This is a genomic window from Photorhabdus akhurstii (assembly GCF_019090985.1).
In the GTDB taxonomy this organism is placed as follows: Bacteria; Pseudomonadota; Gammaproteobacteria; order Enterobacterales; family Enterobacteriaceae; genus Photorhabdus; species Photorhabdus akhurstii.
The window spans coordinates 5,571,416-5,595,385 of record NZ_CP020335.1 but is presented as its reverse complement, the minus strand read 5'-3'; the positions used below and the strand labels follow the sequence as shown (position 1 = coordinate 5,595,385).

Sequence of the window (23,970 nt, the reverse complement as noted above, 5' to 3'; positions counted from 1 at the left end):
AAAATGAGCAAGCAACCGGATTTATGGGCCGATTTATTGAATGGCCTGAAAAATTCATGGCCGCAGATATCCGGCTCCTTACTGGCTGTACTGATCTGTTATGGTCGCCTGATTTATGACGGTGTAGAGCGAAAAAAACGCTGGGTTGAACCGTTGCTATGTGGCGGGTTGTCGTGGGGTGTTTCCAGCGGGCTGGAACTGTTTGGCATTCCCGGCAGTGTTTCACCGGCTTTGGGAGGCGCCATTGGTTTTATTGGTGTTGAAAAACTGCGTGAATTTGCCCTTCGCGCAATCAATAAACGTTTAGGAGACAAATCACATGACTAGAGGTGTTCGCAACCATAATCCGGGCAATATCCGCCACGGTGATAAATGGCTGGGATTACACGACACACAAACAGACCCGTCATTTTGTCAATTTGTATCACCAGAATACGGCATACGGGCCATTATCAAGATTATCCGCAATTATGAACGAAAATACGGATTGAACAGTATCCGGCAGATAATTTCTCGTTGGGCGCCCCCGAATGAAAATGATACCGAAAATTACATTGCATATATGAGCCGGGCGGTTGGTATTCCCTGTAATGCGGTGATTGATGTTGATAATCCGGTGATCATGACCCGATTGGTTTGCGCCATCATTCAAATGGAAAACGGACAGCAACCGTATGCTGATACGATCATTAAACGGGCGTTTGCGCTGTTATGAGGTTTAATCTGCACATGCTCACCTTGAGTACGCTGGCGGCAGTGTCCGGCCTGCTCTGGCTCTATTACGGTGAGTATCAGCAAAAAAACGATGCATACCAAACGCTGAGCCAGCGGTATAAGCAACAGCAAACCATTACCGATAACGCATTCCAAACCATCAGGATAATCAATGATATCTCACGGATTAATAACGAAAATCGGAAGCGATCAACCGTGGATGCCGCACAAATTCAGGCGGTTATCAATACCGCTGTTGTCGGGAATGATTGCGCCCGTCGTGCTGCTCCTGATAGGGCTGTTGTCCGGTTGCAGCAGCACGCGAACCGAATACGTTCAGGCACCGTTGATGCCGATTCCGATGCATTTGCTCGCTGACTGTCTGCCCCCGGTCATAGCCGACACAATGACATGGGGTGATAGCTTGTTGCTGAATGCACAGTTACTGGCAGTTATTGAACAGTGCAATCTGGATAAACAGGATATTCGACAAATAGAACAGATTAGACAGGTGACACATGAATAAGCCTAACGCTTTGCGGAAAGTCCTGACAGAAAAGATCTCCTACTTGTGCGACAACCCTGAATACCTGCATTTGTTTGTTGAAGATGGCACCGTGCTGGCGACAATGGCGCTCTCCTTGTCTTACGAATATGAATACACGCTAAACCTGATTATTGAAGCCTATCCCGATGATCAGAATGTGCTCATGGCGGTTATCGGGCACTGGATACGCGAGCACCAGCCAGATATTTTCGCTCATCCTGACAATCGCCGCAGCGGCTTTACCTTTGACGTGAATATTCTCAATGATGACACCGCTGATATCAGTATCGACCTGAAACTGACCGAGCGTATACTGGTCACCCAGCAAGGGCCGGTCAGCACGGTGAGCGCCATTTCTGAGCCTGAAAACCCGTTTGACAGGTGGTGAGATGAACAGTGACGCATTGCAGCCTTTGGATACCACACTAACCGCCTTGTTGAATCAACTTTCTCCCGCCAGTCGAAAGCAACTGGCCCGTGATATTGCGCGGGACTTGCGACAGAGCCAAATGCAGCGTATCCGATCCCAGCGTAACCCTGACGGCAGCCGCTTTACCCAACGCAAGGCACAAACCCGCGCTGTACAGCATGGTATAAAATTCATCTGGCGTGGTGAACCTCGCACCTTGAAAAATTGGCAAATCCGCAAGGGCAAGAAGGGTGAAACGATTACCGGCTATGATGCCGAGCGTAAAGGCCAGCGTACTTTTTACAAACGCGATATCCAACGTTTTCTGGACGTCAAAACCGACCGGATCAGTACCCGAAAATCCAATAAAAAGACCCGCATGTTTAAGAAACTGGCTACCGCGCGTTACTTACGTTTGTCCGCCAGTGATCGGGAAGCCGTTATCTTTTTCGCATCGAAAGTCACTGCGGTTGCTCGTGTGCATCAGTTCGGGTTAAAGGAGCGCATGAAAGGGAAAAACATTGAAGTTAAATATCCATCGCGGCGACTTTTGGGACTGACACAGAGCGATATTCAACATATCGAAGACCAGATACTTTCTCATCTCACCCACGGATGTGTGCCAGTCAGTACACAAACCCTATGACGTGCAGGTGAGGGTTTGGGGTGACATTGTTGTCTGCATGAACACACAATTAACTGAACTGTTGCGCCGATTGCGCAACCTGATCCGAATCGGTGTTATTACCCAGGTAGATACTACACGGGGAATGTGCCGGGTTATGACAGGCAATCTTGAAACTGACTGGTTGCATTGGTTGACACCCAGAGCGGGAAGTTCCCGAACATGGTGGGCGCCCAGTGTTGATGAGCAGGTTTTATTGTTATCCCTTGGTGGTGACTTGACCACGGCCTTTATACTGCCTGCGATTTTTTCTGATGAGTTTCCGGCCCCTTCGGCATCACCGGAAACGGTGTGTATCGCTTTTCCTGATGGTGCCGTGATGGAATATGAACCGCAGATCAGCGCCTTAACTGTCACCGGTATTAAGACGGCCATGATCACCGCGTCGGCTTCCGTGCATGTTACTGCACCAGAAATCACTTGTATGGCCGGCAATCAGATCACATTGGATACACCCACCGTCATTTGCACCCACCATCTGACTACGGGCAGTCTGGAGGTGCAAAAAGGCGGCACTATGCGCGGCAATATCGTTCATGTAGGGGGTGAATTCAGTTCTAACGGGGTTGTGGTGGATTCGCATCGACACAACGGTGTGCGCTCCGGTGACAGTACATCGGGAGTTCCCATATCATGATGTACCTTGGTATGAATAGACAGACGGGGGAGGCTATCAGCGATATCGCCCATGTTCGCCAGTCAGTCAGCGATATTTTACTAACGCCGATGGGTAGTCGCATTGCCCGCCGCCAATATGGTTCGTTGTTGTCCGAACTGATTGATGCGCCCCAAAATCCTGCTTTACGTCTGCAAATTATGGCTGCGTGCTATACCGCCATCCAGCGATGGGAGCCCCGCATTACCCTGACCGCTATCACTATCAATCAGGGTGAGGCCGGACATATGATTGTTGATATCAGCGGACAATATCAGCTATCCAATGTCCCGGTTGTTTTTTCTGTGCCTGTGGGGTGACCATGCCGCCCATCGACCTTAGTCAGTTACCGCCGCCGGAGGTTGTCGAACTATTGGATTTCGAAACCCTGTTGGATGAGCGAAAAGAAAAACTGATTTCACTGTATCCGCCAGAGCATCGCGATGCTATCACCCGCACGTTGGCGCTGGAATCCGAACCCATCACCAAACTGTTGCAGGAAAACGCCTATCGGGAATTGCTCTTGCGTCAGCGCATCAATGAAGCAGCGCGGGCGGCGATGGCGGCGTATGCCATAGGCAGCGACTTAGACCAACTGGGGGCGAATAACAATGTGCAGCGTTTGGTATTACAGCCCGCTGACAATCTCGCTATACCGCCTATCTCTGCTGTGCTGGAATCTGACGCTGATTTTCGGGTACGCATTCCGCAAGCGTTCGAGGGGTTAAGCGTCGCCGGCCCTGTGGCATCCTATGAATACCATGCGTGCAGTGCTGACGGACGGGTTGCCGATGCATCGGTGATAAGCCCGGCGCCTGCTTGTGTCACCGTCAGTATTTTGTCACGTGAGGGGAACGGCGCGGCCAGTGATGAACTGATTGCGGTCGTGAATACTGCTCTGAATGATGAGGACGTTCGCCCCGTGGCGGATCGCCTGACCGTACAGTCTGCGGAGATTGTCGACTATCAAATTGATGCCGTGCTGTACCTGTACCCAACCCCGGAATATGAGCCGATATTGCGGGCTGTGCGTGAACGGCTGGCGCGTTACACTGCCGAGCAACACCGGATTGGCCGCGATATCGTGCGCAGTGCCATCTTTGCTGTCTTGCATATGCCCGGTGTTCAGCGTGTTCACCTGAAAGCTCCGGCGCAGGATGTGATTCTGGATAAAACTCAAGCGAGTTTTTGCACACGTGCGCAGGTAGTGATTGGGGGAGCGGATGAATAACCGTTTGTTACCTGTTGGATCATCACTGCTGGAAGTGGCCGCCGCTGAAGCCCTCGCCAGTCTGTCAAATGTGCCGGTTCCCCTGCGTGACTTGTGGAGTCCTGAGCGGTGTCCAGTGAAGTTGCTCCCCTATCTGGCGTGGGCGTGGTCGGTTGACCGCTGGGATATGGACTGGCCGGAGAATACTAAACGCGAGTCAATTAAGGCGTCGATGTTTGTTCATCAGCACAAGGGAACCATTGGCGCAATCCGGCGAATAGTGGAACCATTCGGTTATCTCATCCGTGTTCTCGAATGGTGGCAAACCAATGATGTCCCCGGTACTTTCCGGTTGGATATTGGCGTCATGGAAACGGGGATCACCGAGACCACCTATCAAGAACTAGAACGGTTGGTTTTTGATGCCAAACCCGCTTCACGGCATTTGGTCGGTATGTCTATTCAGTTGGAGACCAGTGGCGAAAATTATTGCGCGGTCGCTAGTTACAGCGGTGATGTATTAACCGTTTACCCCTATATCCCGGAATTAATTACCGTCACTGGCTCTGATGTAGTAGGGGCTGGAGTGCATATTATTGATGATATGAGGATTGAGTCATGAGGACCAAATATTTTACCCTGTTAACTCGATTGGGCGCGGATAAGCTGGCAAATGCCGCCGCGTTGGGTACCAAGATTGAAATCACCCATATGGCTGTTGGTGATGGAGGTGGAAGCCTGCCGACACCAGATACTACACAGACTGAACTGGTTAACGAACGCCGCCGCGCGGCGATTAATGAGCTAAATGTTGATCCCAAGAATACTAACCAGATTATTGCCGAGCAGGTAATCCCCGAAAACGAGGGCGGTTGGTGGATACGGGAAATTGGCCTGTTTGATAAAGACGGTATTTTGATTGCCGTCGGAAACTGCGCGGAGACTTACAAACCGCAGTTACAGGAAGGCTCTGGGCGTACACAGACTATTCGTATGGTCTTGATTATCAGCAGCACTGACACAGTAACATTGAAAGTTGATCCCTCCGTGGTGCTGGCAACGCGGGAATATGTGGACGAGTCGATTCAAATTCATGTGAAGAACCCTAACCACCCTGACGCTACGCTAAAAGATAAGGGTTTCGTTGTTTTGAGCAGCGCGGTAGACAGCAGCAGTGAAACCTACGCGGCAACCCCGAAGGCGGTTAAGGCGGCATATGACTTGGCAAATGTCGCGGACAATAACGCTAATGGCCGTGTGCCTGCTAGTCGTAAGGTGAACGGGAAGGCGCTTTCTGTCGATATTTCACTGAATGCGGGGGATATTGGGGCGTATACCAAAGGGGAAATGGATTCTCGTGTGAATGAAGTCAACATACTGGCAAACACGGCAAACCAGAATGCGACCGATGCTAATGATAATGCTAATAGTCGATTGTCCAAGAGGGAGAACGGTGCTGACATTCCTGACAAAAATGTTTTTGTGAAAAATCTCAATTTGTTGGAAACGGTGGTGTTGGCTAAAGAAGCAGTACCGAGCAACCGGAAAATCAACGGTAAGGCGTTGACCGGGGACCTTAGTTTGAGTGCTGGAGATGTGGGAGCATATACGCGAGCAGAGAATGATAATACTTTCTTGCGTATTTCTAGCGATAAAAACGCCACCGTTGGTAGTTTACTGATTGATAGCAAAACGCCCTTTCCTGAATTGCGTTTCAAATCGAAAGATGGGTATGTGGTAGGAATTAACGGCTCAGAAGGAAAATTGTTGCATATCTATTCTAACGATCCGAGCAATCGGCGGCGTTACAATATACTAATACCTGAGCGAAGCGGTACTCTTGCGCTACAAAATGCAGCGATAAAATCTGAAAATGGTTGGTGGCAATGCGGGGATACGGGAATAATGATTCAATGGGTTAAAGTTGCATCCAGTCAACAATCATGGGTAAAAGTCAATTATCCAATTTCTTTTAAAAATAAGTTCCTTGGCTATATTGCCAGTATGTCGAGTGTCAATACATCAACGGGCCACACATTAGTACGTAATGCAACACTATCGACATTTGAATATCAAGCTGGCACTCCTAACAATAATGAGAATCCAGACAGAGTTGTACATATATTATTTTGGGGGGTATAAATGGTTTATTTCTCCAGAAAAGAAGGCGCTTTTTATAATGAAGCTTATAAAGAATGCGTTGAAATAACAGCAGAAAAACACAATGAATTACTCGCCGGGCAATCGCGCGGTTTATCAATTGTCAGTAGTAAAGAGGGTTATCCAGTACTCATTGAACGTGCTCCGTCCGTTTATCATAAATATGATGGTGAAAAATGGATAATATCAAAAAGTGATAAAATAAAGCTTAGACAGGAACAGCAGCAACAAGCAGAACATAAGAAACAGCAACTTATGCTCACGGTAGGTAAACAGATAGCCCCGTTACAAGATGCGGTAGATTTGGGGATAGCGAGTGATGAGGAAAAATCGCTGTTAGCCGCTTTGAAAAGATATAGGGTATTACTGAACCGCGTTGATGTTAATTTAGTACCAGATATTCATTGGCCTGAAAAACCCAGAATAATAGAATAAGGGTTGCAATAAACTGGCTCCAATAGTTAGACAGTCTAAGCAGCTAACATGGCCTAGGTTCGATATTGTACCGAACTTAGACCATTTGTTGGTTGGGAATTAATCACATTGAGGAATTATTTCGGCTAACTCGTTTAATAGGTTGTCCATTCTCATCAAAATATCGGCTTGGCCAAATTTCTGAGGGATGTACTCCAATAATCCATTCTCCTTTAGGCCAAGGTCGTGATAGAGCATTAGCTAACGTAGATGAACTAAGTCCCTCCTTACGTGATACTGCTGCTAAGGTAGTGCCTAGCTTACGTAAGGCAGCGATAATGTCGGCGGTATGCCAATCTTTTTTATTCATTTCCTTTATATCTCCATATAACAAACGTCATGAATTATCCTGTTTTGGGATATTTAAGTAAATGATTGATATTCGATTTTGGGATATTAATCAAGGTTAAAGAAATGGCATCGATTTATTCATATGAATATCAACTGGTTATAAACGCTCTTCGTAAGGCTAGGATAGAAAAAGGTATTACTCAAAAGAGCTTGGCTCAAGCCTTAGATCGACCTCAATCATTTATTGCTAAAATTGAAAATGGTGAAAGAAGGTTGGATGTGGTTGAATTTGTGCATATAGCACATTTGCTATCTGTCGATCATGGACTAATTTTAGGAAAAATACTGTTCAAAAAACTACCTAACAAGCTAAAACGATCAGAGTTTATAAAATAAAAAATCCCATTTTGGTATAAATCAACAATCGATTGATATTTAATCCTAAATGTTTAGTAGGATTGAATATATGGTTTCAATTTACTCTGATGAATATCAAGTAGTTATCAAAGCACTCCGTGAGGCTCGTATAGCAAAGGGAGTCACACAAGAGAATTTGGCTCAAGCGTTAGATCGCCCTCAATCGTTTATTGCGAAAGTTGAGAATGGTGAAAGAAGATTGGATGTTGTGGAATTTGTTCATATAGCACATTTGTTATCATTAGAGCCAAGTGTTCTCATAAAAAGAATCCCAAGAAGATATTCCTCAATATGCGGATAACTTTCTATCTATACTAGTTTCATCAGATAGCGTAGCTAAAGAGGGATTCACATAGTTAACCATGTGGTAAAACAATTAGGGTTTTAATACCCCTGAAATTGTTTTTTTATACTTCATGTTGGGCAGTGTCTATACACGTTTTACTTGGCTAACACTACAATTGGGACTATCTGCGCTCCTTTTGCGCAGATAAACGTTCCGATTTAGGTTGGAGCGGGTGCTGGTTTATGAGGTCAGCCTTTTCAGCTATATGGATCAAGCGGATTTTGCGTAAGGAACTACGGGAACGAGGTATTGAACCGAAAGGTTGAATCTTTTGAAATGCCAAGAAGCCCCCATTCTAGGTGCCTCTTGTCTTGAATTGCTCTAACACCTTTATATGTGGGTCTTAGCCTACCGTAATCTGAACAGGTTTTCCTATACGGGTTAACATATTAACTAATGCGTCAATGGTGAATTTATTTACCTTTTTATTCACAACGTCAGATACTCTTGGACGAGAAATGTGCAACACCGTTGCTACTTCAGTTTGTTTCATTTTTTTATCTGCAATCCATAAAGTAATTTCTTTCATTAGCTGTTCTTTGATTTGCAATGTGTTGTCTATTTCTCGTAAAGAGGTTGCATGAAGTTGCTGAGCCTCTTGCTCAGTAAAACCTAACTCAGAAAATATATTATGTCCGGCTGGAGTTACTCTACGAATTTCAGTGTCAATTTTAGTGGTCATTTGATATTTCTCCGCTGCTGGATAACTGCGTTGTATCGTACTTTAGCGATATCCTTATCATGTTTATTCGTTTGTTGAGTTTTTTTCTGAAAACTATGCAATACATAAATAGCTTCATCGAATTTAGCAACATACATAATACGATAAATACCTGTACTGTCTCTTAGACGTATTTCTTTTACGCCAGAACCGATGTCAGAAAAGGGTTTCCAATCTTCAGGATCTATTCCATGCTGTATTCTATGAAGCTGATAGCCTGCGTCTTTACGTGCATCTGTAGGGAAGGCTAACAAATCTTCATAAGAAGAGCCAATCCAGGCAATTTCTTTCTCTGTACTGCTCCTGATTTTCGTCATAGTTTCCCTTCCTTACCTGTCTGTATAAAATTTTATACAAACCTGTGCAAAGTTACAAGAATTGTCGCTTCATTTATCGTGCATGGCATGAGTCTTTTGATTACTCAAGGATGAACATTTCTAATACTCCTTTTATACCCTCCACTTTGTGCTATTCCTGATACTTACCCAATCAACTGAATTTTATTGTCCCTGAGATCACCATAGCGAAATCACCATTACGGGAGTCTTTCGCTATGGCCCAAGATTATCATCATGGCGTCCGCGTGCAGGAAATCAACGAGGGCATGCGTACCATTACCACTGTCAGCACCGCTATTGTCGGGTTAGTCTGCACAGCGGATGATGCTGACACCAAAACTTTTCCCTTAAACACGCCAGTCTTGCTAACCGACGTTTTGACTGCCAGTAGTAAGGCCGGCAAAACGGGCACACTGTCCCATGCTCTGCGAGCGATTGCTGACCAGTCCAAACCTGTGACTGTTGTTGTGCGTGTGGTTCAAGGGGAAACCGAAGCGGAAACCACGTCGAATATCATTGGCGGCGTTACCGACGAGGGCAAAAAAACGGGAATGCAGGCGCTGCTTGCGGCACAAGGTCAGCTCGGCATCAAACCGCGTATTTTGGGGTACCCGGTCATGATACCCAACCTGTCGTAACAGCCCTTGCCGACATCGCTCAAAAGCTGAGAGCAATGGCTTATGTCAATGCTTACGGTTGCAAGACCATTTCCGACGCTATCAAATACCGCAACAACTTTAACCAGCGCGAACTGATGTTGATTTGGCCGGACTTCCTCAGTTGGGATACGGTCAAAAATAACGAGTCTATCGCATACGCAACGGCTCGTGCGCTGGGCCTGCGTGCCAAAATTGACGAGGAAACCGGCTGGCACAAAACCTTGTCTAACGTTGGTGTCAATGGTGTGACAGGGATTTCTGCCGATGTCTTTTGGGATTTGCAGGATGCTGCCACCGATGCCAACCTGCTTAACCAGAACGCCGTTACGACCTTAATCCGCAAGAATGGTTTTCGTTTTTGGGGTTCTCGCACCTGTTCGGGTGATCCGTCGTTTCAGTTCGAGAGTTACACACGCACGGCGCAAGTACTGGCTGACACGATGGCTGATGCGCATATGTGGGCGATTGACAAGCCGCTGATGCCTTCACTGGTACGCGATATTATCGAGGGCATCAATGCCAAGCTGCGCGAATTAAAAGCCAATGGTTACCTGATAGACGGCCGGTGCTGGTATGACGAAAGCGCTAACACCAAGGACACCCTGAAAGCAGGCAAGTTATTCATTGATTACAACTACACGCCGATCCCGCCATTGGAAAACCTGCTGTTGCGCCAGCAAATCACTGACCAGTACCTGATGAATTTCGCAAACAGGATTAACAGCTAAGGGGCTACTCATGGCATTACCTCGTAAACTCAAATATCTGAATTTATTCAATGATGGCAATAATTACATCGGTGTTGTGGAAGAAATGACGCTTCCTAAACTGAGCCGTAAGCTTGAAGCCTATCGAGGCGGTGGCATGAATGGCACTGCCTCGGTGGACTTGGGGCTGGATGATGGCGCACTAGATACCGAATTTTCTCTCGGTGGTGTCGAGTCCCAACTTTACCGACAGTGGGGTATTGAGAAAGTGGACGGTGTTTCTCTGCGCTTTAACGGCTCCTTTCAGCGTGATGATACCGGGGAAGTGATTGCGGTCGAAGTCGTGATGCGTGGCCGCTTTTCGGAATTTGACCACGGCAGCTACAAACAGGGCGACAACAGCCAGACCAAAGTCAGCGCCAAAAACACCTACTTCAAACTGACGTGGGACGGAGAAATCCTGATCGAAATCGACACCGTTAATATGGTGGAAATCGTTGGTGGTGTTGACCGTCTGGAAGCCCACCGACGCGCTATTGGTTTGTAACAATTGAACGCTTATCATCTATAAATCACTATAGGAACATTCACCATGATTGAACAAACCCCTGTTGCCCAGCCGGAGCACGCTACAGTGACACTGGAAGAACCTATTACCCGTGGTGCAACCACCATCAGAGACGTCGTTGTGCGTAAGCCCAACAGTGGCGCACTGCGTGGTGCCCGTTTGCAGGCCCTGATGGAAATGGACGTCGATTCTATGATGTTGGTGTTGCCTCGTGTTACCGTGCCGGCACTGACCAAAAATGATCTGTTGCTGATGTCGCCCGGCGATCTGATTAACCTCTGCATTGAGGTGGTTAATTTTTTGTTGCCGAAGTCGGTGAAGTCCGATTTCCAGCATCAATAACCGTTGATGAACTGGTGGCAGATATTGCCACCGTGTTTCATTGGCCGCCTGCTGTGACAACTGAGATGGGCCTGCCTGAATTGTTGGCATGGCGTTACCGGGCTATGAAACGGAGTGGGGCCGATAATGAGTGACCGAAACTTACGCCTGCAAGTTATCCTGAAGGCTGTTGATAAAATTACCCGCCCGTTCAAGAGTGCGCAGGCGTCCAACAAAAGGCTGGCTGAAACCCTTCGCCAGTCGCGCCAGCAGCTCAGGGAGCTAAACCAGCAGGCTGGCCGGATTGATGGTTTTCGCAAGACCAAGCGCCAACTGACCGAAACCCGGCAGGCTTACCGTAGTGCCACCGAACAAGTGGCGGCACTGACCCGTGAAATCAACGTCAGCCAAAACCCGACACAGGCCCAAATCAACCAGCTCCAGCGGGCAAAGAATGCTGCTGCCCGGCTTAAGGAGAAAAATCAATCCCTGAGCCAATCCTTGCAACGCCAGCGTGATGCCCTGCACGCCAATGGTATCTCAACCAATCAGTTAGGACAGGCACAGCGGCGGCTCAATGGAGATATCAACCGTACAACTAGCACACTCCAGCAACAGGAGCGGCAGCTTGAACGTCTGAGACAGAGGGAACAACGGCTGGCGAATGCCCGATCCCGTTATCAGAAAATGCGGAACGTCAGTAACCAGATGGCCGCAACGGGTGTGGTTGCGACTACGGCGGGTGTCGGAGCGCTCTACAGTGCCAAGCGGGTGATGATGCCGGGTTACGACTTTGAAGTGGGGATGTCAAAAGTTCAGGCATTAACCCGGCTGGACAAGAATTCGCCCGAACTGAAAAAACTGCGGGAGCAGGCACGGCATTTGGGCGCCACAACCGCATTTACGGCGAATCAGGTCGCACAGGGACAAAGTTTCTATGCGATGGCCGGCTTTTCTCCCGATAAGATACGGTCAGCCATGCCTGGCACATTGGCGATGTCATTGGCGGGCGATACAGATTTGGCGGCCACCGCCGACATTGGTTCTAATATCCTGACCGGATTTAAATTAAAGTCCGGGGAAATGGGGCGGGTCAGTGATGTACTGGTTGGTGCCTTTACCCGTTCGAACACCAATCTGATGATGCTGGGTGATACCATGAAGTACGTCGCGCCTGTGGCGGCTGGGTTAGGCGTCGATATTGAAACCGCTGCCGCTGCGACAGGTAAACTCGGTGATGCGGGGATTCAGGGCAGTATGGCAGGGACCTCCCTAAGATCTATTTTGGGACGGCTGGCTGAACCGCCCGCCGCCGCTGCGAAAGCGTTGGCAAAGCTGAATATTCAGACTAAGGATGCCAAGGGCAATCTCCGCGCTTTGCCGGATATTCTGACTGAGCTGGACAAGAAAACTACTAAAATGGGTAACGCCCAGCGTGCCAGCATTTTTAAAGCTATTGCCGGGGAGGAAGCCTTTTCCGCTCTGTCGGTATTGGCTGAAAGAGCCGGTACGGGGGAATTACAGAAACTCATCAAAGAATTGAAGAACGCCCAAGGTGAGGCCAAAAAAGTCGCCGATACTATGACTAATAACCTTGACGGCGACATGAAAAGTCTGTCATCGGCATGGGAAGATATCGGTATTCAAATCTTTGGCGGTGTGGACAGTCCCCTGCGTGGGATCGCCCAGCGTATCACCAAAATTATCAGCAAGACGGGCGAATGGATGAAAGCAAACCCTGAACTGACCAAAACGTTAACGATGGTGAGTACCGGGCTGGGTATTATTCTGACGGTTTTTGGTGCGATTACGCTGGCATTGGTTGCTCTGTTGGGACCACTGGCAATCGTTAAATTTGGCTTGTCAGTATTGGGTATCAAGGGAACCGGCTCAATGCTACATCTTGGTAAAGTGTTTTCCTATCTTGGGAAAATGGTGATGTGGCTGGGGCATATTATGTGGACAAACCCCATTTTAGCGGTTATCGGCTTGATTGCCTTGGGGGCTTATCTGATCTGGCAGAACTGGGACAAACTTGGCCCGTGGTTCAAGAACTTATGGAACAACATTTCAAACTATGTTTCTACCACATGGGAAAATATCAAGCGCCGGGCATCAGTCAAATGGAATGAGTTGGTCATTGACACGAAAAAAATCCCGTCCGAATTTAAGAAGATTGGCTGTGAATTTGTCGAAAATCTTAAGGCAGGCATTGAGGAAAAATGGGAATCCTTGAAAAAGAAATTCTCCGAACTAGGCAAAATGGTTAAAGACGCCTTGACTCCCGACTTTATGCAGGGAGAAAACCAAGATCCCAAGCAAAAGGCGGCATTGAATGCTTATAAGGAATCTACCGGTTCTATTGGCGGCATATTGGCTGGTGGATTCGATAAAGGTGGTTACATCCCGATGGGCAAGATTGGCATTGTGGGGGAATATGGCCCAGAGATCATCAACGGCCCTGCTCGCGTCACCAGCCGCCGTCAAACAGCTGCATTGGCGGCAATTGCGGCACTATCGATGGGTTCAGCCTCGCCAGTCAGCGCCCAAAATGCCCCGTTGCACCCGTACAGCCTGCCTGCGTCACAGTATCAAACACCGGCTGTTTCGGTCACTAACCAGATCCAGGGCAGCGAACGATCTGTTTATGAAATTCATATACACGCCGTTCCCGTACAATCCGCACAGGATATTGCTCAGGCGGTGGCTCGTGAACTGGATCGCCGTGAGCAACAACAACGCGCCCGCGCCCGTAGCTCATTTTCTGATAGAGAGGACTTTTATTCATGATGGCCGCATTGGGTTTATTTGTCTTTATGCTGAAAACCACGCCATACCAGAGCTTGCAACACCAACAATCATGGCGTTATGGATTTAACAATCGGGTGGGTACCCGTCCTGCTTTCCAGTTTATGGGGCCAAATAACGATACTATTATACTGTCCGGCACCCTGTACCCTGAAATCACCGGAGGCCAGTTGTCCTTGCTGGCCCTGCAATTGATGGCTGAGAGTGGCAAGGCATGGTCATTTCTGGATGGTAGCGGCACGATTTACGGCATGTTTATTATTGAAAGTATCGACCAGACCAAAAGTGAATTTTTTATCGATGGTACCGCTCGTAAAATTGACTTTACCGTCACGTTGCGCCGTGTGGATGACAATTTAGGGGAGATGTTCGGCGACCTTCGCACCCAAATGACTGACTTGAAAACCCGTGTCACACACAAATTGGGCGGGCTATTTTCATGATTTCTTTACCTGATATGCTAAAACTAGATTGGGTAACCGGCAAAACTAATACACCTGTGTATGTTCTCAGTGCTGGTGACAAAAATGTCAATGCCCGTATTCAGTCACGGTTGATTTCCCTGAATCTAACCGACAATCGGGGTTTTGAGGCTGACCAGTTGGATATTGAACTGAATGATAGCGATGGTCTGTTATCTCTGCCTCGTCGTGGGACGGAGTTATCTCTGCATCTGGGCTGGCAGGGGGAATCACTGATCCACAAAGGTAAATTTATTGTGGATGAAATCGAATACAGTGGTGCGCCGGACAAGATAATCATCCGTGCCCGCAGTGCAGATTTTCGGGCGACGCTTAATATCAATCGCGAGGTGGCTTATCACCAGAAAACGATCAGCGATATTGTGCGCACTATTGCCGTGCGTAACGATTTGACACCGAAAGTGGACAAAATGCTAGCCAACATCACTCTCAGTCATATTGACCAGACCAACGAATCCGACGGCAATTTTCTAACCCGGTTAGCAAAACAGGAGGGTGCCATTGCCACGATCAAGAGTGGCTATTTGCTTTTTATCCGACAGGGGCAGAACAAAGCTGCCAGCGGGCAGTCCCTGCCTTCGGTTATCATTACCCGGCAGTCTGGAGACGGTCACCGTTTTTCACTGGCAGATCGGGGCGCTTATACCGGCGTTTCCGCCAATTGGCTTAATATCCGTAACCCGAAGCAAAAAGAGAATATCACTGTTAAACGCAAGCGAAGCAAGACCAATCCGCAGCAAGAAAAGAAAAAACAGGACCATTATCTGGTTGGCAGTGAGGGTAACGTTTTTGTGATGAAGCACATCTATGCTAACAAGGCCAATGCCGAACGTGCAGCTAAAGCAGAATGGGAGAAAATTCAGCGCGGTGTGGCGTCATTCTCTATTCGACTGGCGAAGGGAAGGCCAGAGCTGTTCCCTGAAATGAAAGTCAGGGTGAGTGGCTTCAAGACCGAAATCGACGCGGCAGACTGGACGCTGGTAACTGTCACACACACCCTGAATGACAGTGGATTAACGTCATCCTTGCAATTGGAAGTGAAAATTTCTGATTCAGATAGGGTATAGTTGCTTTAGTGTCAGTTTCAGCGATGGCAACCTGTTTGTTGAGGTATTCGCGTTATGATGAGATGCCCCTTATGCGGCCACGCCGCACACACTCGTAGCAGTTTTGAACACACTCCCCAAACTAAGGAACGTTACAACCAGTGCCAGAATATTAATTGTGGCTCAACGTTTGTTAGTCATGAAACCTTTGTTCGGTTCGTCACCAAGCCGACATTGATTGAAGCGGTTCCGCCGCATCCTGATAGTGGACAGCAGACCGTGCTGGTATTCTGATCGAATAGGTGCCGATGAGTAAATAATTAAAAAAAGCGTTCCATTATTCATCGTGGTGCGCTTTTTTTATGTAAAAATCTTTTTCTTGGGAGGAGCTTAGGAACGATGGGAAGAAGGCTTATGTCATGATCGTCTCAAACTATATTCAATTTTCAGGGACGTCTCTGTGGTTCACTAAAATCTGATGAATAGCCAAAACAACATCAGAAAAATCATCATCTACAATATAAAAATAGCATTCAGGGACATTTAACACCTTGGAAAACGCGCACATTGTTTCAAAGGTTGGCTGATGAGTTCCATTTTCATACTGTGACACTCTCGCTCGTGCTGACTTTTCATCTATGCCAGCCGCAATTCCGAGTTTTTCTTGCGTGATATTTGCACGTAAACGAGCGGCTTTTAAACGTTTGTTAATCATAAAGTTAACCGTCAGTTATTAGACATGTAGCTGACGATATATTTAACATTTTTAAGAAGCGAAAAACGACGTCATTGTTTGACATCATAATGGGACCAAAATAGAATGATATCATCAAATGACGTCAATGGGATGAAGGATGATTAAGGTTAAAGAGCTGAGCTCAAAGCACCGCAAGACCCTTGCGGATGTGCTGACCACCCCGCCGAAATCCGGCATAAAATGGGATGATGTAGTCAGCCTGATTAACAAACTGGGGGGGGGAAGATCAAGAACGGCAACGGATCACGCCGGAAGTTTATCCTCATGGGCTCAGTCTATCAGACTCATCAACCTCATCCTGGTAACGTAATGGATAAAGGCGCAGTCAATGGCCTTCGTGAGTGGTTCGAAAATGTAATAGGGGTCGAACATGATTAAAAGCAACAACATTATGACTATCGACGGCCATCCCGCTTCTGTTATCTACGAAGCAGAAATTAGGGCCTTTCGCGGCAAGTTTCTGGATGTCACCGGATATTGTGATTTCGTATCAAACAGTATTGACGGGCTTGAAAAAGAGGGACAAATCTCACTGGCTGAATATATAGAAACGTGCGAGGAAGAGGGAATTAACCCATTCAAGGAAGAGGGCAAGCTAAAATCTTTTACGCTTCGTTATCCTGGCTGGCTGGAAGCTCGCTTGACTGCGGCGACAATATCACACGCAGTCTCAAAGAACCAGTTCATAGTTCAGCTGCTTGAGCGGGAACTTCAATAAAATAGATAACGCCGGACAGTGACAAAACTTGTTTTTATTGCTGTTTGGGGTTGTTGGGGTCTACTCAACCACCCCAGCGATAACAGATACTGCAATAGTGACTTATCGAGGATACTTTCCTGTTCGGTCTTGATAAATGAAAAAGCCTACAGTATGGGGCAGTGACCGGGTAGCTGTGATAACCGCCAACAAATGCGGGCTACACTGGCCCCCACTTTTGTTGGCTTTTTACTATTGCTTAATGCCTTGAAGTGACCTGCGGCGTTTCGTCATTGTTGCCGTATAGAACGATACCTGACGTGTCGATCTCATCTTCCAGTTAGCGTAAGTCGTAGTTCGTCTGTAAGCGCATCCAAAATGCCGGATTACTCCCCAGCGCAGCAGACAGTTGGATGGCGAGCGCCGGGGTTAACGCTGTTTTGCCCGAAAGAAAGCGGGAAACCGTCGCTGGAGTTACGCCGATGTTTTTAGCAAACTGGCGAACGCCAACCCCCAAATCCTCCAGCATGTTGGATACCATAACGCCCGGATGAGAAACAATAGCCTGTCTCATTAGTGATAATCCTCCAGGTTTAAAATGTAAGCATCACCATTTTTAAATTCGAATGTGATGCGCTAGTTAGCTCTGACAGTAATTGACCATATGCTAGTCCGAGCCCCTTTTAGGGGGTAACTTGTAGGCATGAATATTTATGATAATTAAAGATTTAATTGCTGTATATTTTATTTAATCTGGTTGATTTATGCAAAGATGGCTTGTGTATAAATTTTTTGGCAAGGTGAAGTGACATGAATATTAGTTACTAAAAACGAATATTTTTTGTGCTTGAGCACGTTATTTTGACTATGAACGATTTCAGCAATATTTGACGTGTGAAGATATTGAAAAGATACAACGTGCAATAACTAAAATCATTGGCGCATCAAATCTTATCGGTAAATCTGAAAGTTGACTCTTGGATTTTATCGACTAGAGTATGATTATTCCCCGTGAGGGCTTTGTTAAAAATTTCTCCCGCAAAGGGCTTATAACCCCTCAGACATATATGAGGGGTTTCAAACTGCTGACAAACCTCGTTGAAAATAAAGGGGTTGCTTCTTTCGTTATGAATCATAATGTCTCCATTTTCCTCATTAACCCGGTCTAATCCCCCGCCAGGGCGTTATTTTCACTTCTCCTGCAATAAAATGTTTGTTCTCCAGAAATAAAAACAACAAAGCATTGCGATTAGCAATGGCAGCTCGCAGGGCGAGACAGCTACGCAGGCTTGATGCACAGCACAACGTAGCCCCCGTCCGTTCAAAGAAGATAACGGGGGTGATTCATCTGTTGATGAAGGATACGCGCAATCAGAATATCGGTATCCCGGATAGTATAGAAAACCGTGTGGCGGTGAAACTCAACCCGCATGACACCTGGGACAGATGGGTATTCCCTCCCTATATGTGGCATCTCAGCTAGCGTGTCAAAAAATGCTTCCAGTGCCTCCGTATAATGGTCAGCCTGAGCTTCACCTGTATAATCATAAATCCCAGCAAAATCTTCAGCAGCCTGATCCGTGAGCTTATACATTATGTCTGCGTTTCCGTTGTTCCGCTATATCCCGTAGGGTCAGCGAGCTTTCCCCACTTTCCAAGCCAGCAATAACCGCCTTGCGTACAATCTCATCGTAAGCTTCTTGTTGCTCCAGCAAACGCAGCGCTGAACGCATAACTTCACTGGCATTTCCATAACGGCCACTTTCAATCATGCGCTGTACGAACCCGTCAAGCTGTTCGCCCATACTAACAGTAGTAATTTTTCTCATATCTCACCGATGTATTAATAGTTAATACATCAAGTGTGCAGCAAATGAGGCTGCATTACCAATGTCCTGAAGCCCCGAAAAAAATCGGGGCTTATGTCGATGTGGTCAAGGGGTGGACAATTACTTAAATAAATCCTTTTATTACAATGTGTTATGTTTTAAAAACAAACACCATCCCGTCTTTTCCCCCGCCTTATGGCGGGATTTTTTATCTAGCTAAGATTAATTCACTTTAAAATCAACCAGATAAAAATTTTATAAGCAACTGTAAGTAGCATGGAAATTCTTAAGTGTGGACACTTTTGAGTGCTACGGTTGCTTATGATTGCTAAATTTCCATGCCGCCATTCAGTGGGTTTAACGTGATTGCAAATAGTCGGGTGCCAGATGAGCATACGCCATAGTTTGTTGTATATTGGCATGACCGAGTATTTGTTGCAGTGCAACAATGTTTCCACCTTTCATCACAAAATGACTCGCGAATGTGTGGCGTAGAACGTGCGTTGCTTGTCCTTCTGGTAAATCAGGTTTTATTGACTTTAACTTTGTACGAAAGCTTTCGTAATCAACGTCAAATAATTCCCCTGACTTCTGTTTGATTTTCTTTTCTAACTCTTTTGATATCGGAATAGTTCTTTGCTTGCCATTTTTGGTTTTTAAAAATGTCACTCGACAACTTGGTATTTCGGGTTGTTGCTACCAAAAGACACTGTATTTGCACTTTCTGCAACCTACGAAAACGGGTATAACGGTGTCCGTGATGTTGCTTCGCATCCGCAAAACTGCGCTTTATCGCCTCCTTTCGTCGTTTGTAGATCTTTATTCCCCCACGGGGTTAATCGGTTTTCTCTGGCTTGCTTTTTACTGGCCTCCTAAATATGGCGGGTTATCATTTTTCAGGCTATTTTGCTAATATGACAACACAAATGGCAACATGCTTTAAGGCAATAATGAACTAAGGAGGATGAATGGAGACGATTCATTTTCGTATTGATGAAGAAACCAAGCGCTTAGCTATGCAAACTGCCAAACGCCATCAGACAGACTTTAACAAAGTTAATGAGGCAAAAAGCCGAAGAGTTGGCGAATGAAGAACGTGAGTATCAAAAAAATACCCATGCTCACTGGTTAGAAGCGGAAATTGAGAAAGCAATTGACCGATGTGAAAATGGTTTGGCTCATTTTATTGATGATTCTGAAAGTCATCGCCGGATGGCTCTACTGTGTAATAAGTTGAGCAGGGGATAAAGTGATACGTATTTCATGGGAGGAAACCGCCCAAACTGACCGGGAGCGAATTTATCTCTACTTCTTTGAGCAGGCTGGGCTGTTGTTGGCTGATAAAATTAGTACAAAATTTTCGGAAATGGCTGAACTTCTGAAAGTTACCCCATATGCAAGCATAGGCATAAAGGCTCGTAACAGCCCAGATGAGCATTATAGAAAACTCGTTGTCCTTCATTTTCCTTTTATCATGCTCTACCGTTACGATGAGGATATAGAAAATATAAAAATTCTCAGAATATTGCACATCTCCAGAAGAATAACCGGGCTTTTTTAAGTAAAAAACTTTGAGGTGAATCTAAAGAATATTCCAGTCAGATAACTGGGAGCATTTCTTTGTCTGACAGTAAACTGAGTTATAAAAAGCCTCTCGAAATACGAAGGGCTTTTGCTAAGGGTTTCAATTATACAGTAGATGAGATGTGGATAATTCATTTTAAAATCCCCTTATAATCAATGAATAATACCTTAAATAGTCCCACCCAGTATGTAGGGTTAGATTTGTTACTCTATTAACCCAATTGGTTCTCCAGTTTTGAGATCAATTTTCTGCCTGTTGCTTTGTGGCTCTTTTTTATAATCAGCGAGGGTTTTATTTGCTGTTTTAATTTTATCAGATGACTCTTTCTTGTTGCCATCGCTAAAGACGAAAAAATAAAGGCCAGAATAACGATCATTCGTTCCAGATTGGCTTGGCTTTGCATCCACAGCTCTTCAATTTGAGTCTTGATAAGGGTTTTATTCCTTCTATAACAACTACATAAGAAACACCATTTCTTGCACATTTTTGTGTTCACTGTTCGTTCATAAGAATGGTCTGTAATTAATTATGGCTGTTGGAATAGGCAGTAAGTGTGTTTTGTTTATTTGCTAGAAAATTGAATGGAATAAGTACAGTTAATCTCAAAACTGTATAAGGTGACTTTATTCATATCTGAGATCCTTGAGCAATTCTGTAGTAAGCGATCTGATGTGGTGCTCTGGCTGTTGAGTCTTCTTCTTTGCAGTGAGAGTCGTGCTGTTTTCATGACAAATGGAAGCTGTTGCGAGTCAGCTCTGACAAGGCCCTTTAGCCTATTAATTGTCCGATTTGGTCGGGCGGTACTCTTTCCGATGGTTTTTTATTGTTGTTATTCTAACCAATCCTGTTTATCTTATTTCATTTAACTTAAGTAGATTTGATTGTTCATTTGTGCTCAAAAAGGGAAAGGATATGTCTGGTAACGAGGTAAAAGATCGGCGTCCGATCAAGACACGCAATGCAGTGTGGGCCAGTAAGATGGCTAAATGGTTGCAATGTAAAGGGGCGACACCAAATGGCATATCTGTTGCCAGCGTTGTTTTTGCTGTATTAGCTGGCGTGTGTTTTGCCGTGTGTTTTTTAGTCGAGTCTTTTTGGTTGACTTCACTTTTATTGATTATTGGCGCCTTGCTTATTCAAGGTCGGCTAATATGTAATTTATTGGATGGTATGGTTGCTGTTGAAGGGGGATTGAAGACGGCTGCTGGTTCTGTTTTTAACGATCTTCCAGATCGTATTGCTGATTCTTTTATTCTGATTGGGGTAGGGTATGGCTTAACACTTTTCCCGTTTGCAGTTTCTCTTGGCTGTATTGCGGCATTACTGGCTGTTTTGACGGCTTATATTCGCTTATTAGGGGGTACTTGTGGTTTGCCTCAACGCTTCCTGGGCCCAATGGCAAAACAACATCGGATGGCATTAATTACTGTTAGTTCAATTGTTGCCGCTTTTTTACCGCAGTTATGGAGCCAGTATCTTTTATTGGCGGTATTAGTCGTTATCACATTAGGTTGTCTTTGGACATGTATTCGGCGAACCAGAGTCATATTAAGTGAATTACAAGAGAAGGATGCTTGTAATGAATAAATCACAAGAAGTGACGTTGGTAAGTAAAGGTATGGGTTCTTTCCTGTCTGGGCTTTGCCGTTTGTTAACTGGGGTAAGAATTCGTTGGATTGGGTGTAAGCCATCGGTAGCTTCTCGAATTTATTATGCTAATCATTCGAGTCATTTGGATGGGTTAGTTATTTGGGCTGGTTTTCCTCGGGTATTACGTTCTCGGGTGCATCCTGTCGCTGCCCGTGATTATTGGAGTAAGACTTATCTGCGCAAATATTTTATCAATAAAGTTTTTCGGGCTGTGCTGATTGATCGTAGAGGTGAGGATTGTTTAAAGGGAAATACTCTTACGCCAATGGAGGATGTATTAAAACGAGGTGAGTCTTTAATTTTGTTCCCAGAGGGGACACGAGGAAGTGGGGAACAAATTAATAAGTTTAAAGGCGGTCTGTATTATTTAGCGAAGAAATATCCTGATGTTGAGCTTATTCCTGTTTATTTGGAAAATTTAAACAGAGTCTTGCCAAAAGGCTCGGCACTTGTTGTTCCTGTTATTTGTTCGGCAACATTTGGGCAACCTTTGGAAAAATTAGGTGCAAAAGAGGAAAAAGCTGACTTTTTACAGCGAGCTCGTCAGGCATTGGAGGCGTTAATATTATGACTATGCTTAATAATAAATTACTCTTGTTGTTGGGGGGTATGTTCGTGCCGTTAATTATTGCCAGTATTATTGGTGCAATACTCTCTTCTAAATATTCAAGGGATAACAGTAATGCGACAATCGATAATCTGAATGCCCGCATCCGTGGTTGGTGGGGGATGTGTGTTATTTGTGTGTTGTCGGTGATTATTGGGCCAATCGGTTCAGTGTTATTATTTGCGAGTATGTCATTTTTCGCTTTACGGGAATTTTTCACTTTGACACCAACACGACGAAGTGACCATGAGGCGATGTTCTGGTGTTTCTTTATTTTCATGCCATTGCAATATGTTGCTGTTGGTATTGAGTGGTATGGCGTGTTTTCTATTTTCATTCCTGTTTATGTTTTCCTGTTTTTACCTGCTCGTATTGCATTGGCTGGAGATACAACGAACTTTCTGGAACGAACAGCTAAAATACAGTGGGGAATGTTGGTTGCGGTATTCTGTATTAGCCATGCGCCCGCTTTATTGATGTTGGATATTCCAGGTTATGAAGGGGAGAATGTCGAATTATTGCTGTTTTTAATGATTGTGGTGCAGATGTCGGATGTTTTGCAGTACGTATTTGGGAAATTGTTTGGCAAACATCCGATCGTGCCTAAGTTGAGCCCGAATAAAACAGTTGAAGGTTTTGCTGGGGGAATCTTGGCTTCCGTTTTGTTAGGAATGTCACTTTACTGGGTAACGCCATTTTCTCCGTGGGAGGCAGGTTTGATGTCGTTAGCAATTACGTTGATGGGTTTTATTGGTGGTTTGTGTATGTCAGCGATAAAACGTGATAGTGGCATTAAAGATTTCGGTGAAATGATTGAAGGGCATGGAGGGATGTTAGACAGGATCGACTCTTTATGCTTTGCGGCACCGGTATTTTTCCACCTAACGCGTTATTTCTATACCTGATGGAAAGACGCCAACGTAATGAATAAAGATTATGTTGAATCGGCACTGTGGTATGGATTGCCGCAGTGCTGGTTTCTGTGTTGTTGATGAGAGTTGGCTGAGGATGCAGCACTGAACAAAATTGCGGATGAACGTTTAAAAGATGCCGAATTTGTTAGCAAAAAACGTTGTAAGCCCTTGTCCAGTGTGAACGGGAATATTAAGGATAGGATTTCCCTGAAGTTGATTGATGATCTTAAGAGCTATAGCAGCATAATTAAATGGCTTTTTAGCCAATTTGATCTCAAAAAAGAGACTTATGTGAATGCAGACTTGGTTTTTTACCGTATTATATGAAAGTTGAATCAATTCAGCTTAATTGCTTCAGTACGCCAGGTGGTAA

Annotated in this window: 36 protein-coding genes and 6 pseudogenes; 30 read left to right on the top strand and 12 right to left on the bottom strand. The window is 45.6% G+C overall.

Annotated features, from left to right (window positions below; all coding sequences use genetic code 11):
• Nucleotides 1-3: 3 nt before the first annotated feature.
• From B0X70_RS24255 to B0X70_RS24205, 12 genes are read left to right on the top strand one after another with little or no spacing between them, the layout of a single operon-like run.
• On the top strand, nt 4-327 hold the full coding sequence (locus tag B0X70_RS24255) for a phage holin, lambda family (protein WP_217470541.1): 324 nt from the start codon (nt 4-6) through the stop codon (nt 325-327).
• On the top strand, nt 320-715 hold the full coding sequence (locus B0X70_RS24250; protein WP_110085764.1) for a structural protein: 396 nt from the start codon (nt 320-322) through the stop codon (nt 713-715). Before B0X70_RS24255 ends, B0X70_RS24250 begins: the two co-directional genes overlap by 8 nt.
• Before the next feature lie 14 nt (nt 716-729).
• Nucleotides 730-1,092 (top strand): hypothetical protein, encoded by a 363-nt coding sequence (locus B0X70_RS25495; RefSeq protein ID WP_246593379.1) that lies wholly within the window; start codon nt 730-732, stop codon nt 1,090-1,092.
• Entirely contained in the window at nt 1,064-1,240 is a 177-nt protein-coding gene (lysC, locus tag B0X70_RS25490) for an Rz1-like lysis system protein LysC (RefSeq protein ID WP_246593378.1), read from the top strand. Before B0X70_RS25495 ends, lysC begins: the two co-directional genes overlap by 29 nt.
• A complete protein-coding gene (locus B0X70_RS24240; protein ID WP_113049724.1) occupies nt 1,233-1,649 on the top strand; it encodes a phage tail protein in 417 nt (138 codons plus the stop codon). The genes lysC and B0X70_RS24240 overlap by 8 nt, the downstream gene beginning before the upstream one ends.
• A 1-nt stretch (nt 1,650) precedes the next feature.
• Nucleotides 1,651-2,316: a phage virion morphogenesis protein gene (locus B0X70_RS24235; RefSeq protein ID WP_217470540.1), complete on the top strand. Its 666-nt coding sequence runs from the start codon at nt 1,651-1,653 to the stop codon at nt 2,314-2,316.
• 37 nt (nt 2,317-2,353) lie between these two features.
• The gene (locus B0X70_RS24230) at nt 2,354-2,992 is read left to right on the top strand and encodes a phage baseplate assembly protein V (protein ID WP_036811389.1); all 639 of its coding nucleotides are present in this window, start codon (nt 2,354-2,356) and stop codon (nt 2,990-2,992) included.
• Nucleotides 2,989-3,330: a GPW/gp25 family protein gene (locus B0X70_RS24225; RefSeq protein ID WP_217470539.1), complete on the top strand. Its 342-nt coding sequence runs from the start codon at nt 2,989-2,991 to the stop codon at nt 3,328-3,330. Before B0X70_RS24230 ends, B0X70_RS24225 begins: the two co-directional genes overlap by 4 nt.
• A 2-nt stretch (nt 3,331-3,332) precedes the next feature.
• On the top strand, nt 3,333-4,241 hold the full coding sequence (locus B0X70_RS24220) for a baseplate assembly protein (RefSeq protein ID WP_036811392.1): 909 nt from the start codon (nt 3,333-3,335) through the stop codon (nt 4,239-4,241).
• Nucleotides 4,234-4,842 (top strand): phage tail protein I, encoded by a 609-nt coding sequence (locus B0X70_RS24215; RefSeq protein ID WP_214067420.1) that lies wholly within the window; start codon nt 4,234-4,236, stop codon nt 4,840-4,842. Before B0X70_RS24220 ends, B0X70_RS24215 begins: the two co-directional genes overlap by 8 nt.
• Nucleotides 4,839-6,362 carry a phage tail protein gene (locus B0X70_RS24210; protein WP_217470538.1) on the top strand — a complete coding sequence of 508 codons (1,524 nt, stop codon included), beginning with the start codon at nt 4,839-4,841 and terminating at the stop codon, nt 6,360-6,362. The genes B0X70_RS24215 and B0X70_RS24210 overlap by 4 nt, the downstream gene beginning before the upstream one ends.
• Entirely contained in the window at nt 6,363-6,815 is a 453-nt protein-coding gene (locus tag B0X70_RS24205; RefSeq protein ID WP_217470537.1) for a tail fiber assembly protein, read from the top strand.
• 103 nt (nt 6,816-6,918) lie between these two features.
• Here B0X70_RS24205 and B0X70_RS24200 read toward each other — a convergent pair whose 3' ends face one another.
• Nucleotides 6,919-7,164 (bottom strand): helix-turn-helix domain-containing protein, encoded by a 246-nt coding sequence (locus B0X70_RS24200; RefSeq protein ID WP_217470536.1) that lies wholly within the window; start codon nt 7,162-7,164, stop codon nt 6,919-6,921.
• A 104-nt stretch (nt 7,165-7,268) separates the two neighbouring features.
• On the opposite strand from B0X70_RS24200, the gene B0X70_RS24195 reads away from it, so the two are divergent.
• Nucleotides 7,269-7,541: a helix-turn-helix domain-containing protein gene (locus B0X70_RS24195; protein WP_036773173.1), complete on the top strand. Its 273-nt coding sequence runs from the start codon at nt 7,269-7,271 to the stop codon at nt 7,539-7,541.
• A 70-nt stretch (nt 7,542-7,611) separates the two neighbouring features.
• Entirely contained in the window at nt 7,612-7,863 is a 252-nt protein-coding gene (locus B0X70_RS24190; RefSeq protein ID WP_217470535.1) for a helix-turn-helix domain-containing protein, read from the top strand.
• Nucleotides 7,864-8,251: 388 nt separating this feature from the next.
• Here the strand turns inward: B0X70_RS24190 and B0X70_RS24185 are convergent, their stop codons facing one another.
• Nucleotides 8,252-8,590: a helix-turn-helix domain-containing protein gene (locus B0X70_RS24185; protein ID WP_036773169.1), complete on the bottom strand. Its 339-nt coding sequence runs from the start codon at nt 8,588-8,590 to the stop codon at nt 8,252-8,254.
• Nucleotides 8,587-8,946: a type II toxin-antitoxin system RelE/ParE family toxin gene (locus tag B0X70_RS24180; protein ID WP_036773167.1), complete on the bottom strand. Its 360-nt coding sequence runs from the start codon at nt 8,944-8,946 to the stop codon at nt 8,587-8,589. Before B0X70_RS24180 ends, B0X70_RS24185 begins: the two co-directional genes overlap by 4 nt.
• Before the next feature lie 236 nt (nt 8,947-9,182).
• Between B0X70_RS24180 and B0X70_RS24175 the strand changes: the two are divergent.
• From B0X70_RS24175 to B0X70_RS24140, 8 genes and pseudogenes are all read left to right on the top strand, one after another.
• Nucleotides 9,183-10,354 (top strand): annotated as a pseudogene (locus tag B0X70_RS24175) (phage tail sheath protein).
• A 10-nt stretch (nt 10,355-10,364) separates the two neighbouring features.
• A complete protein-coding gene (locus tag B0X70_RS24170; protein ID WP_036773162.1) occupies nt 10,365-10,880 on the top strand; it encodes a phage major tail tube protein in 516 nt (171 codons plus the stop codon).
• A 45-nt stretch (nt 10,881-10,925) separates the two neighbouring features.
• Complete coding sequence (locus tag B0X70_RS24165) at nt 10,926-11,243, top strand: phage tail assembly protein (protein ID WP_217470534.1); 318 nt, start codon at nt 10,926-10,928, stop codon at nt 11,241-11,243.
• A 14-nt stretch (nt 11,244-11,257) separates the two neighbouring features.
• Complete coding sequence (locus B0X70_RS24160) at nt 11,258-11,377, top strand: GpE family phage tail protein (RefSeq protein ID WP_051560792.1); 120 nt, start codon at nt 11,258-11,260, stop codon at nt 11,375-11,377.
• Nucleotides 11,370-14,012 carry a phage tail tape measure protein gene (locus B0X70_RS24155; protein WP_217470533.1) on the top strand — a complete coding sequence of 881 codons (2,643 nt, stop codon included), beginning with the start codon at nt 11,370-11,372 and terminating at the stop codon, nt 14,010-14,012. The genes B0X70_RS24160 and B0X70_RS24155 overlap by 8 nt, the downstream gene beginning before the upstream one ends.
• Entirely contained in the window at nt 14,009-14,473 is a 465-nt protein-coding gene (locus B0X70_RS24150) for a phage tail protein (protein ID WP_217470532.1), read from the top strand. The genes B0X70_RS24155 and B0X70_RS24150 overlap by 4 nt, the downstream gene beginning before the upstream one ends.
• The gene (locus B0X70_RS24145; protein ID WP_418889047.1) at nt 14,470-15,579 is read left to right on the top strand and encodes a phage late control D family tail protein; all 1,110 of its coding nucleotides are present in this window, start codon (nt 14,470-14,472) and stop codon (nt 15,577-15,579) included. The genes B0X70_RS24150 and B0X70_RS24145 overlap by 4 nt, the downstream gene beginning before the upstream one ends.
• A 54-nt stretch (nt 15,580-15,633) precedes the next feature.
• Complete coding sequence (locus B0X70_RS24140) at nt 15,634-15,852, top strand: ogr/Delta-like zinc finger family protein (protein WP_023045648.1); 219 nt, start codon at nt 15,634-15,636, stop codon at nt 15,850-15,852.
• Nucleotides 15,853-15,997: 145 nt separating this feature from the next.
• Here B0X70_RS24140 and B0X70_RS24135 read toward each other — a convergent pair whose 3' ends face one another.
• The gene (locus tag B0X70_RS24135; protein WP_036780172.1) at nt 15,998-16,273 is read right to left on the bottom strand and encodes a helix-turn-helix domain-containing protein; all 276 of its coding nucleotides are present in this window, start codon (nt 16,271-16,273) and stop codon (nt 15,998-16,000) included.
• Between the two features lie 139 nt (nt 16,274-16,412).
• Here B0X70_RS24135 and B0X70_RS24130 point away from each other — a divergent pair.
• Both B0X70_RS24130 and B0X70_RS24125 read left to right on the top strand, forming a co-directional pair.
• Nucleotides 16,413-16,693: pseudogene (locus tag B0X70_RS24130) on the top strand (type II toxin-antitoxin system HicA family toxin).
• Entirely contained in the window at nt 16,686-17,033 is a 348-nt protein-coding gene (locus B0X70_RS24125; protein ID WP_036780168.1) for a type II toxin-antitoxin system HicB family antitoxin, read from the top strand. The pseudogene B0X70_RS24130 and the gene B0X70_RS24125 overlap by 8 nt, the downstream one beginning before the upstream one ends.
• 319 nt (nt 17,034-17,352) lie before the next feature.
• Here B0X70_RS24125 and B0X70_RS24120 read toward each other — a convergent pair whose 3' ends face one another.
• From B0X70_RS24120 to B0X70_RS24090, 7 genes and pseudogenes are all read right to left on the bottom strand, one after another.
• Entirely contained in the window at nt 17,353-17,586 is a 234-nt protein-coding gene (locus B0X70_RS24120; RefSeq protein WP_051560791.1) for a HigA family addiction module antitoxin, read from the bottom strand.
• Nucleotides 17,586-17,705: pseudogene (locus B0X70_RS24115) on the bottom strand (type II toxin-antitoxin system RelE/ParE family toxin); the annotation flags it as partial. The gene B0X70_RS24120 and the pseudogene B0X70_RS24115, both read right to left, overlap by 1 nt.
• Nucleotides 17,706-18,167: 462 nt before the next feature.
• On the bottom strand, nt 18,168-18,317 hold the full coding sequence (locus B0X70_RS24110) for a hypothetical protein (protein WP_157297613.1): 150 nt from the start codon (nt 18,315-18,317) through the stop codon (nt 18,168-18,170).
• Nucleotides 18,318-18,333: 16 nt separating this feature from the next.
• Nucleotides 18,334-18,606 (bottom strand): type II toxin-antitoxin system RelE/ParE family toxin, encoded by a 273-nt coding sequence (locus tag B0X70_RS24105; protein ID WP_110085776.1) that lies wholly within the window; start codon nt 18,604-18,606, stop codon nt 18,334-18,336.
• Nucleotides 18,599-18,841, bottom strand: coding sequence for a type II toxin-antitoxin system ParD family antitoxin (locus tag B0X70_RS24100; protein WP_036780161.1), 243 nt, complete (start codon nt 18,839-18,841; stop codon nt 18,599-18,601). The genes B0X70_RS24105 and B0X70_RS24100 overlap by 8 nt, the downstream gene beginning before the upstream one ends.
• A 328-nt stretch (nt 18,842-19,169) precedes the next feature.
• Nucleotides 19,170-19,528: pseudogene (locus tag B0X70_RS24095) on the bottom strand (tyrosine-type recombinase/integrase); the annotation flags it as partial.
• Nucleotides 19,413-19,737, bottom strand: a pseudogene (locus tag B0X70_RS24090) (transposase); the annotation flags it as partial. The pseudogenes B0X70_RS24090 and B0X70_RS24095, both read right to left, overlap by 116 nt.
• 72 nt (nt 19,738-19,809) lie before the next feature.
• On the opposite strand from B0X70_RS24090, the pseudogene B0X70_RS24085 reads away from it, so the two are divergent.
• Nucleotides 19,810-20,089: pseudogene (locus B0X70_RS24085) on the top strand (damage-inducible protein J).
• A 1-nt stretch (nt 20,090) separates the two neighbouring features.
• Entirely contained in the window at nt 20,091-20,402 is a 312-nt protein-coding gene (locus tag B0X70_RS24080) for a type II toxin-antitoxin system RelE/ParE family toxin (RefSeq protein ID WP_036814563.1), read from the top strand.
• A gap of 227 nt (nt 20,403-20,629) precedes the next feature.
• Here the strand turns inward: B0X70_RS24080 and B0X70_RS24075 are convergent, their stop codons facing one another.
• Nucleotides 20,630-20,833 carry a hypothetical protein gene (locus tag B0X70_RS24075; RefSeq protein WP_036814561.1) on the bottom strand — a complete coding sequence of 68 codons (204 nt, stop codon included), beginning with the start codon at nt 20,831-20,833 and terminating at the stop codon, nt 20,630-20,632.
• A 505-nt stretch (nt 20,834-21,338) separates the two neighbouring features.
• Here B0X70_RS24075 and B0X70_RS24070 point away from each other — a divergent pair.
• From B0X70_RS24070 to B0X70_RS25485, 4 genes are all read left to right on the top strand, one after another.
• A complete protein-coding gene (locus tag B0X70_RS24070) occupies nt 21,339-22,013 on the top strand; it encodes a CDP-alcohol phosphatidyltransferase family protein (protein WP_036780157.1) in 675 nt (224 codons plus the stop codon).
• Nucleotides 22,006-22,647 carry a lysophospholipid acyltransferase family protein gene (locus tag B0X70_RS24065; protein ID WP_036780155.1) on the top strand — a complete coding sequence of 214 codons (642 nt, stop codon included), beginning with the start codon at nt 22,006-22,008 and terminating at the stop codon, nt 22,645-22,647. The genes B0X70_RS24070 and B0X70_RS24065 overlap by 8 nt, the downstream gene beginning before the upstream one ends.
• On the top strand, nt 22,644-23,588 hold the full coding sequence (locus B0X70_RS24060) for a phosphatidate cytidylyltransferase (RefSeq protein WP_181148262.1): 945 nt from the start codon (nt 22,644-22,646) through the stop codon (nt 23,586-23,588). Before B0X70_RS24065 ends, B0X70_RS24060 begins: the two co-directional genes overlap by 4 nt.
• 93 nt (nt 23,589-23,681) lie before the next feature.
• Nucleotides 23,682-23,924: a hypothetical protein gene (locus B0X70_RS25485; protein ID WP_036814557.1), complete on the top strand. Its 243-nt coding sequence runs from the start codon at nt 23,682-23,684 to the stop codon at nt 23,922-23,924.
• The last annotated feature ends 46 nt before the right edge of the window (nt 23,925-23,970 follow it).

Bases quoted from the DNA above. Each gene is read 5' to 3' on its own strand.
- B0X70_RS24255 (WP_217470541.1), top strand. From the start codon at position 4: ATGAGCAAGCAACCGGATTTATGGGCCGATTTATTGAATGGCCTGAAA.
- B0X70_RS24250 (WP_110085764.1), top strand. From the start codon at position 320: ATGACTAGAGGTGTTCGCAACCATAATCCGGGCAATATCCGCCACGGT.
- B0X70_RS25495 (WP_246593379.1), top strand. From the start codon at position 730: ATGCTCACCTTGAGTACGCTGGCGGCAGTGTCCGGCCTGCTCTGGCTC.
- lysC (WP_246593378.1), top strand. From the start codon at position 1,064: ATGCCGATTCCGATGCATTTGCTCGCTGACTGTCTGCCCCCGGTCATA.
- B0X70_RS24240 (WP_113049724.1), top strand. From the start codon at position 1,233: ATGAATAAGCCTAACGCTTTGCGGAAAGTCCTGACAGAAAAGATCTCC.
- B0X70_RS24235 (WP_217470540.1), top strand. From the start codon at position 1,651: ATGAACAGTGACGCATTGCAGCCTTTGGATACCACACTAACCGCCTTG.
- B0X70_RS24230 (WP_036811389.1), top strand. From the start codon at position 2,354: ATGAACACACAATTAACTGAACTGTTGCGCCGATTGCGCAACCTGATC.
- B0X70_RS24225 (WP_217470539.1), top strand. From the start codon at position 2,989: ATGATGTACCTTGGTATGAATAGACAGACGGGGGAGGCTATCAGCGAT.
- B0X70_RS24220 (WP_036811392.1), top strand. From the start codon at position 3,333: ATGCCGCCCATCGACCTTAGTCAGTTACCGCCGCCGGAGGTTGTCGAA.
- B0X70_RS24215 (WP_214067420.1), top strand. From the start codon at position 4,234: ATGAATAACCGTTTGTTACCTGTTGGATCATCACTGCTGGAAGTGGCC.
- B0X70_RS24210 (WP_217470538.1), top strand. From the start codon at position 4,839: ATGAGGACCAAATATTTTACCCTGTTAACTCGATTGGGCGCGGATAAG.
- B0X70_RS24205 (WP_217470537.1), top strand. From the start codon at position 6,363: ATGGTTTATTTCTCCAGAAAAGAAGGCGCTTTTTATAATGAAGCTTAT.
- B0X70_RS24200 (WP_217470536.1), bottom strand. From the start codon at position 7,164: ATGAATAAAAAAGATTGGCATACCGCCGACATTATCGCTGCCTTACGT.
- B0X70_RS24195 (WP_036773173.1), top strand. From the start codon at position 7,269: ATGGCATCGATTTATTCATATGAATATCAACTGGTTATAAACGCTCTT.
- B0X70_RS24190 (WP_217470535.1), top strand. From the start codon at position 7,612: ATGGTTTCAATTTACTCTGATGAATATCAAGTAGTTATCAAAGCACTC.
- B0X70_RS24185 (WP_036773169.1), bottom strand. From the start codon at position 8,590: ATGACCACTAAAATTGACACTGAAATTCGTAGAGTAACTCCAGCCGGA.
- B0X70_RS24180 (WP_036773167.1), bottom strand. From the start codon at position 8,946: ATGACGAAAATCAGGAGCAGTACAGAGAAAGAAATTGCCTGGATTGGC.
- B0X70_RS24170 (WP_036773162.1), top strand. From the start codon at position 10,365: ATGGCATTACCTCGTAAACTCAAATATCTGAATTTATTCAATGATGGC.
- B0X70_RS24165 (WP_217470534.1), top strand. From the start codon at position 10,926: ATGATTGAACAAACCCCTGTTGCCCAGCCGGAGCACGCTACAGTGACA.
- B0X70_RS24155 (WP_217470533.1), top strand. From the start codon at position 11,370: ATGAGTGACCGAAACTTACGCCTGCAAGTTATCCTGAAGGCTGTTGAT.
- B0X70_RS24150 (WP_217470532.1), top strand. From the start codon at position 14,009: ATGATGGCCGCATTGGGTTTATTTGTCTTTATGCTGAAAACCACGCCA.
- B0X70_RS24145 (WP_418889047.1), top strand. From the start codon at position 14,470: ATGATTTCTTTACCTGATATGCTAAAACTAGATTGGGTAACCGGCAAA.
- B0X70_RS24140 (WP_023045648.1), top strand. From the start codon at position 15,634: ATGATGAGATGCCCCTTATGCGGCCACGCCGCACACACTCGTAGCAGT.
- B0X70_RS24135 (WP_036780172.1), bottom strand. From the start codon at position 16,273: ATGATTAACAAACGTTTAAAAGCCGCTCGTTTACGTGCAAATATCACG.
- B0X70_RS24125 (WP_036780168.1), top strand. From the start codon at position 16,686: ATGATTAAAAGCAACAACATTATGACTATCGACGGCCATCCCGCTTCT.
- B0X70_RS24120 (WP_051560791.1), bottom strand. From the start codon at position 17,586: ATGAGACAGGCTATTGTTTCTCATCCGGGCGTTATGGTATCCAACATG.
- B0X70_RS24105 (WP_110085776.1), bottom strand. From the start codon at position 18,606: ATGTATAAGCTCACGGATCAGGCTGCTGAAGATTTTGCTGGGATTTAT.
- B0X70_RS24100 (WP_036780161.1), bottom strand. From the start codon at position 18,841: ATGAGAAAAATTACTACTGTTAGTATGGGCGAACAGCTTGACGGGTTC.
- B0X70_RS24070 (WP_036780157.1), top strand. From the start codon at position 21,339: ATGTCTGGTAACGAGGTAAAAGATCGGCGTCCGATCAAGACACGCAAT.
- B0X70_RS24065 (WP_036780155.1), top strand. From the start codon at position 22,006: ATGAATAAATCACAAGAAGTGACGTTGGTAAGTAAAGGTATGGGTTCT.
- B0X70_RS24060 (WP_181148262.1), top strand. From the start codon at position 22,644: ATGACTATGCTTAATAATAAATTACTCTTGTTGTTGGGGGGTATGTTC.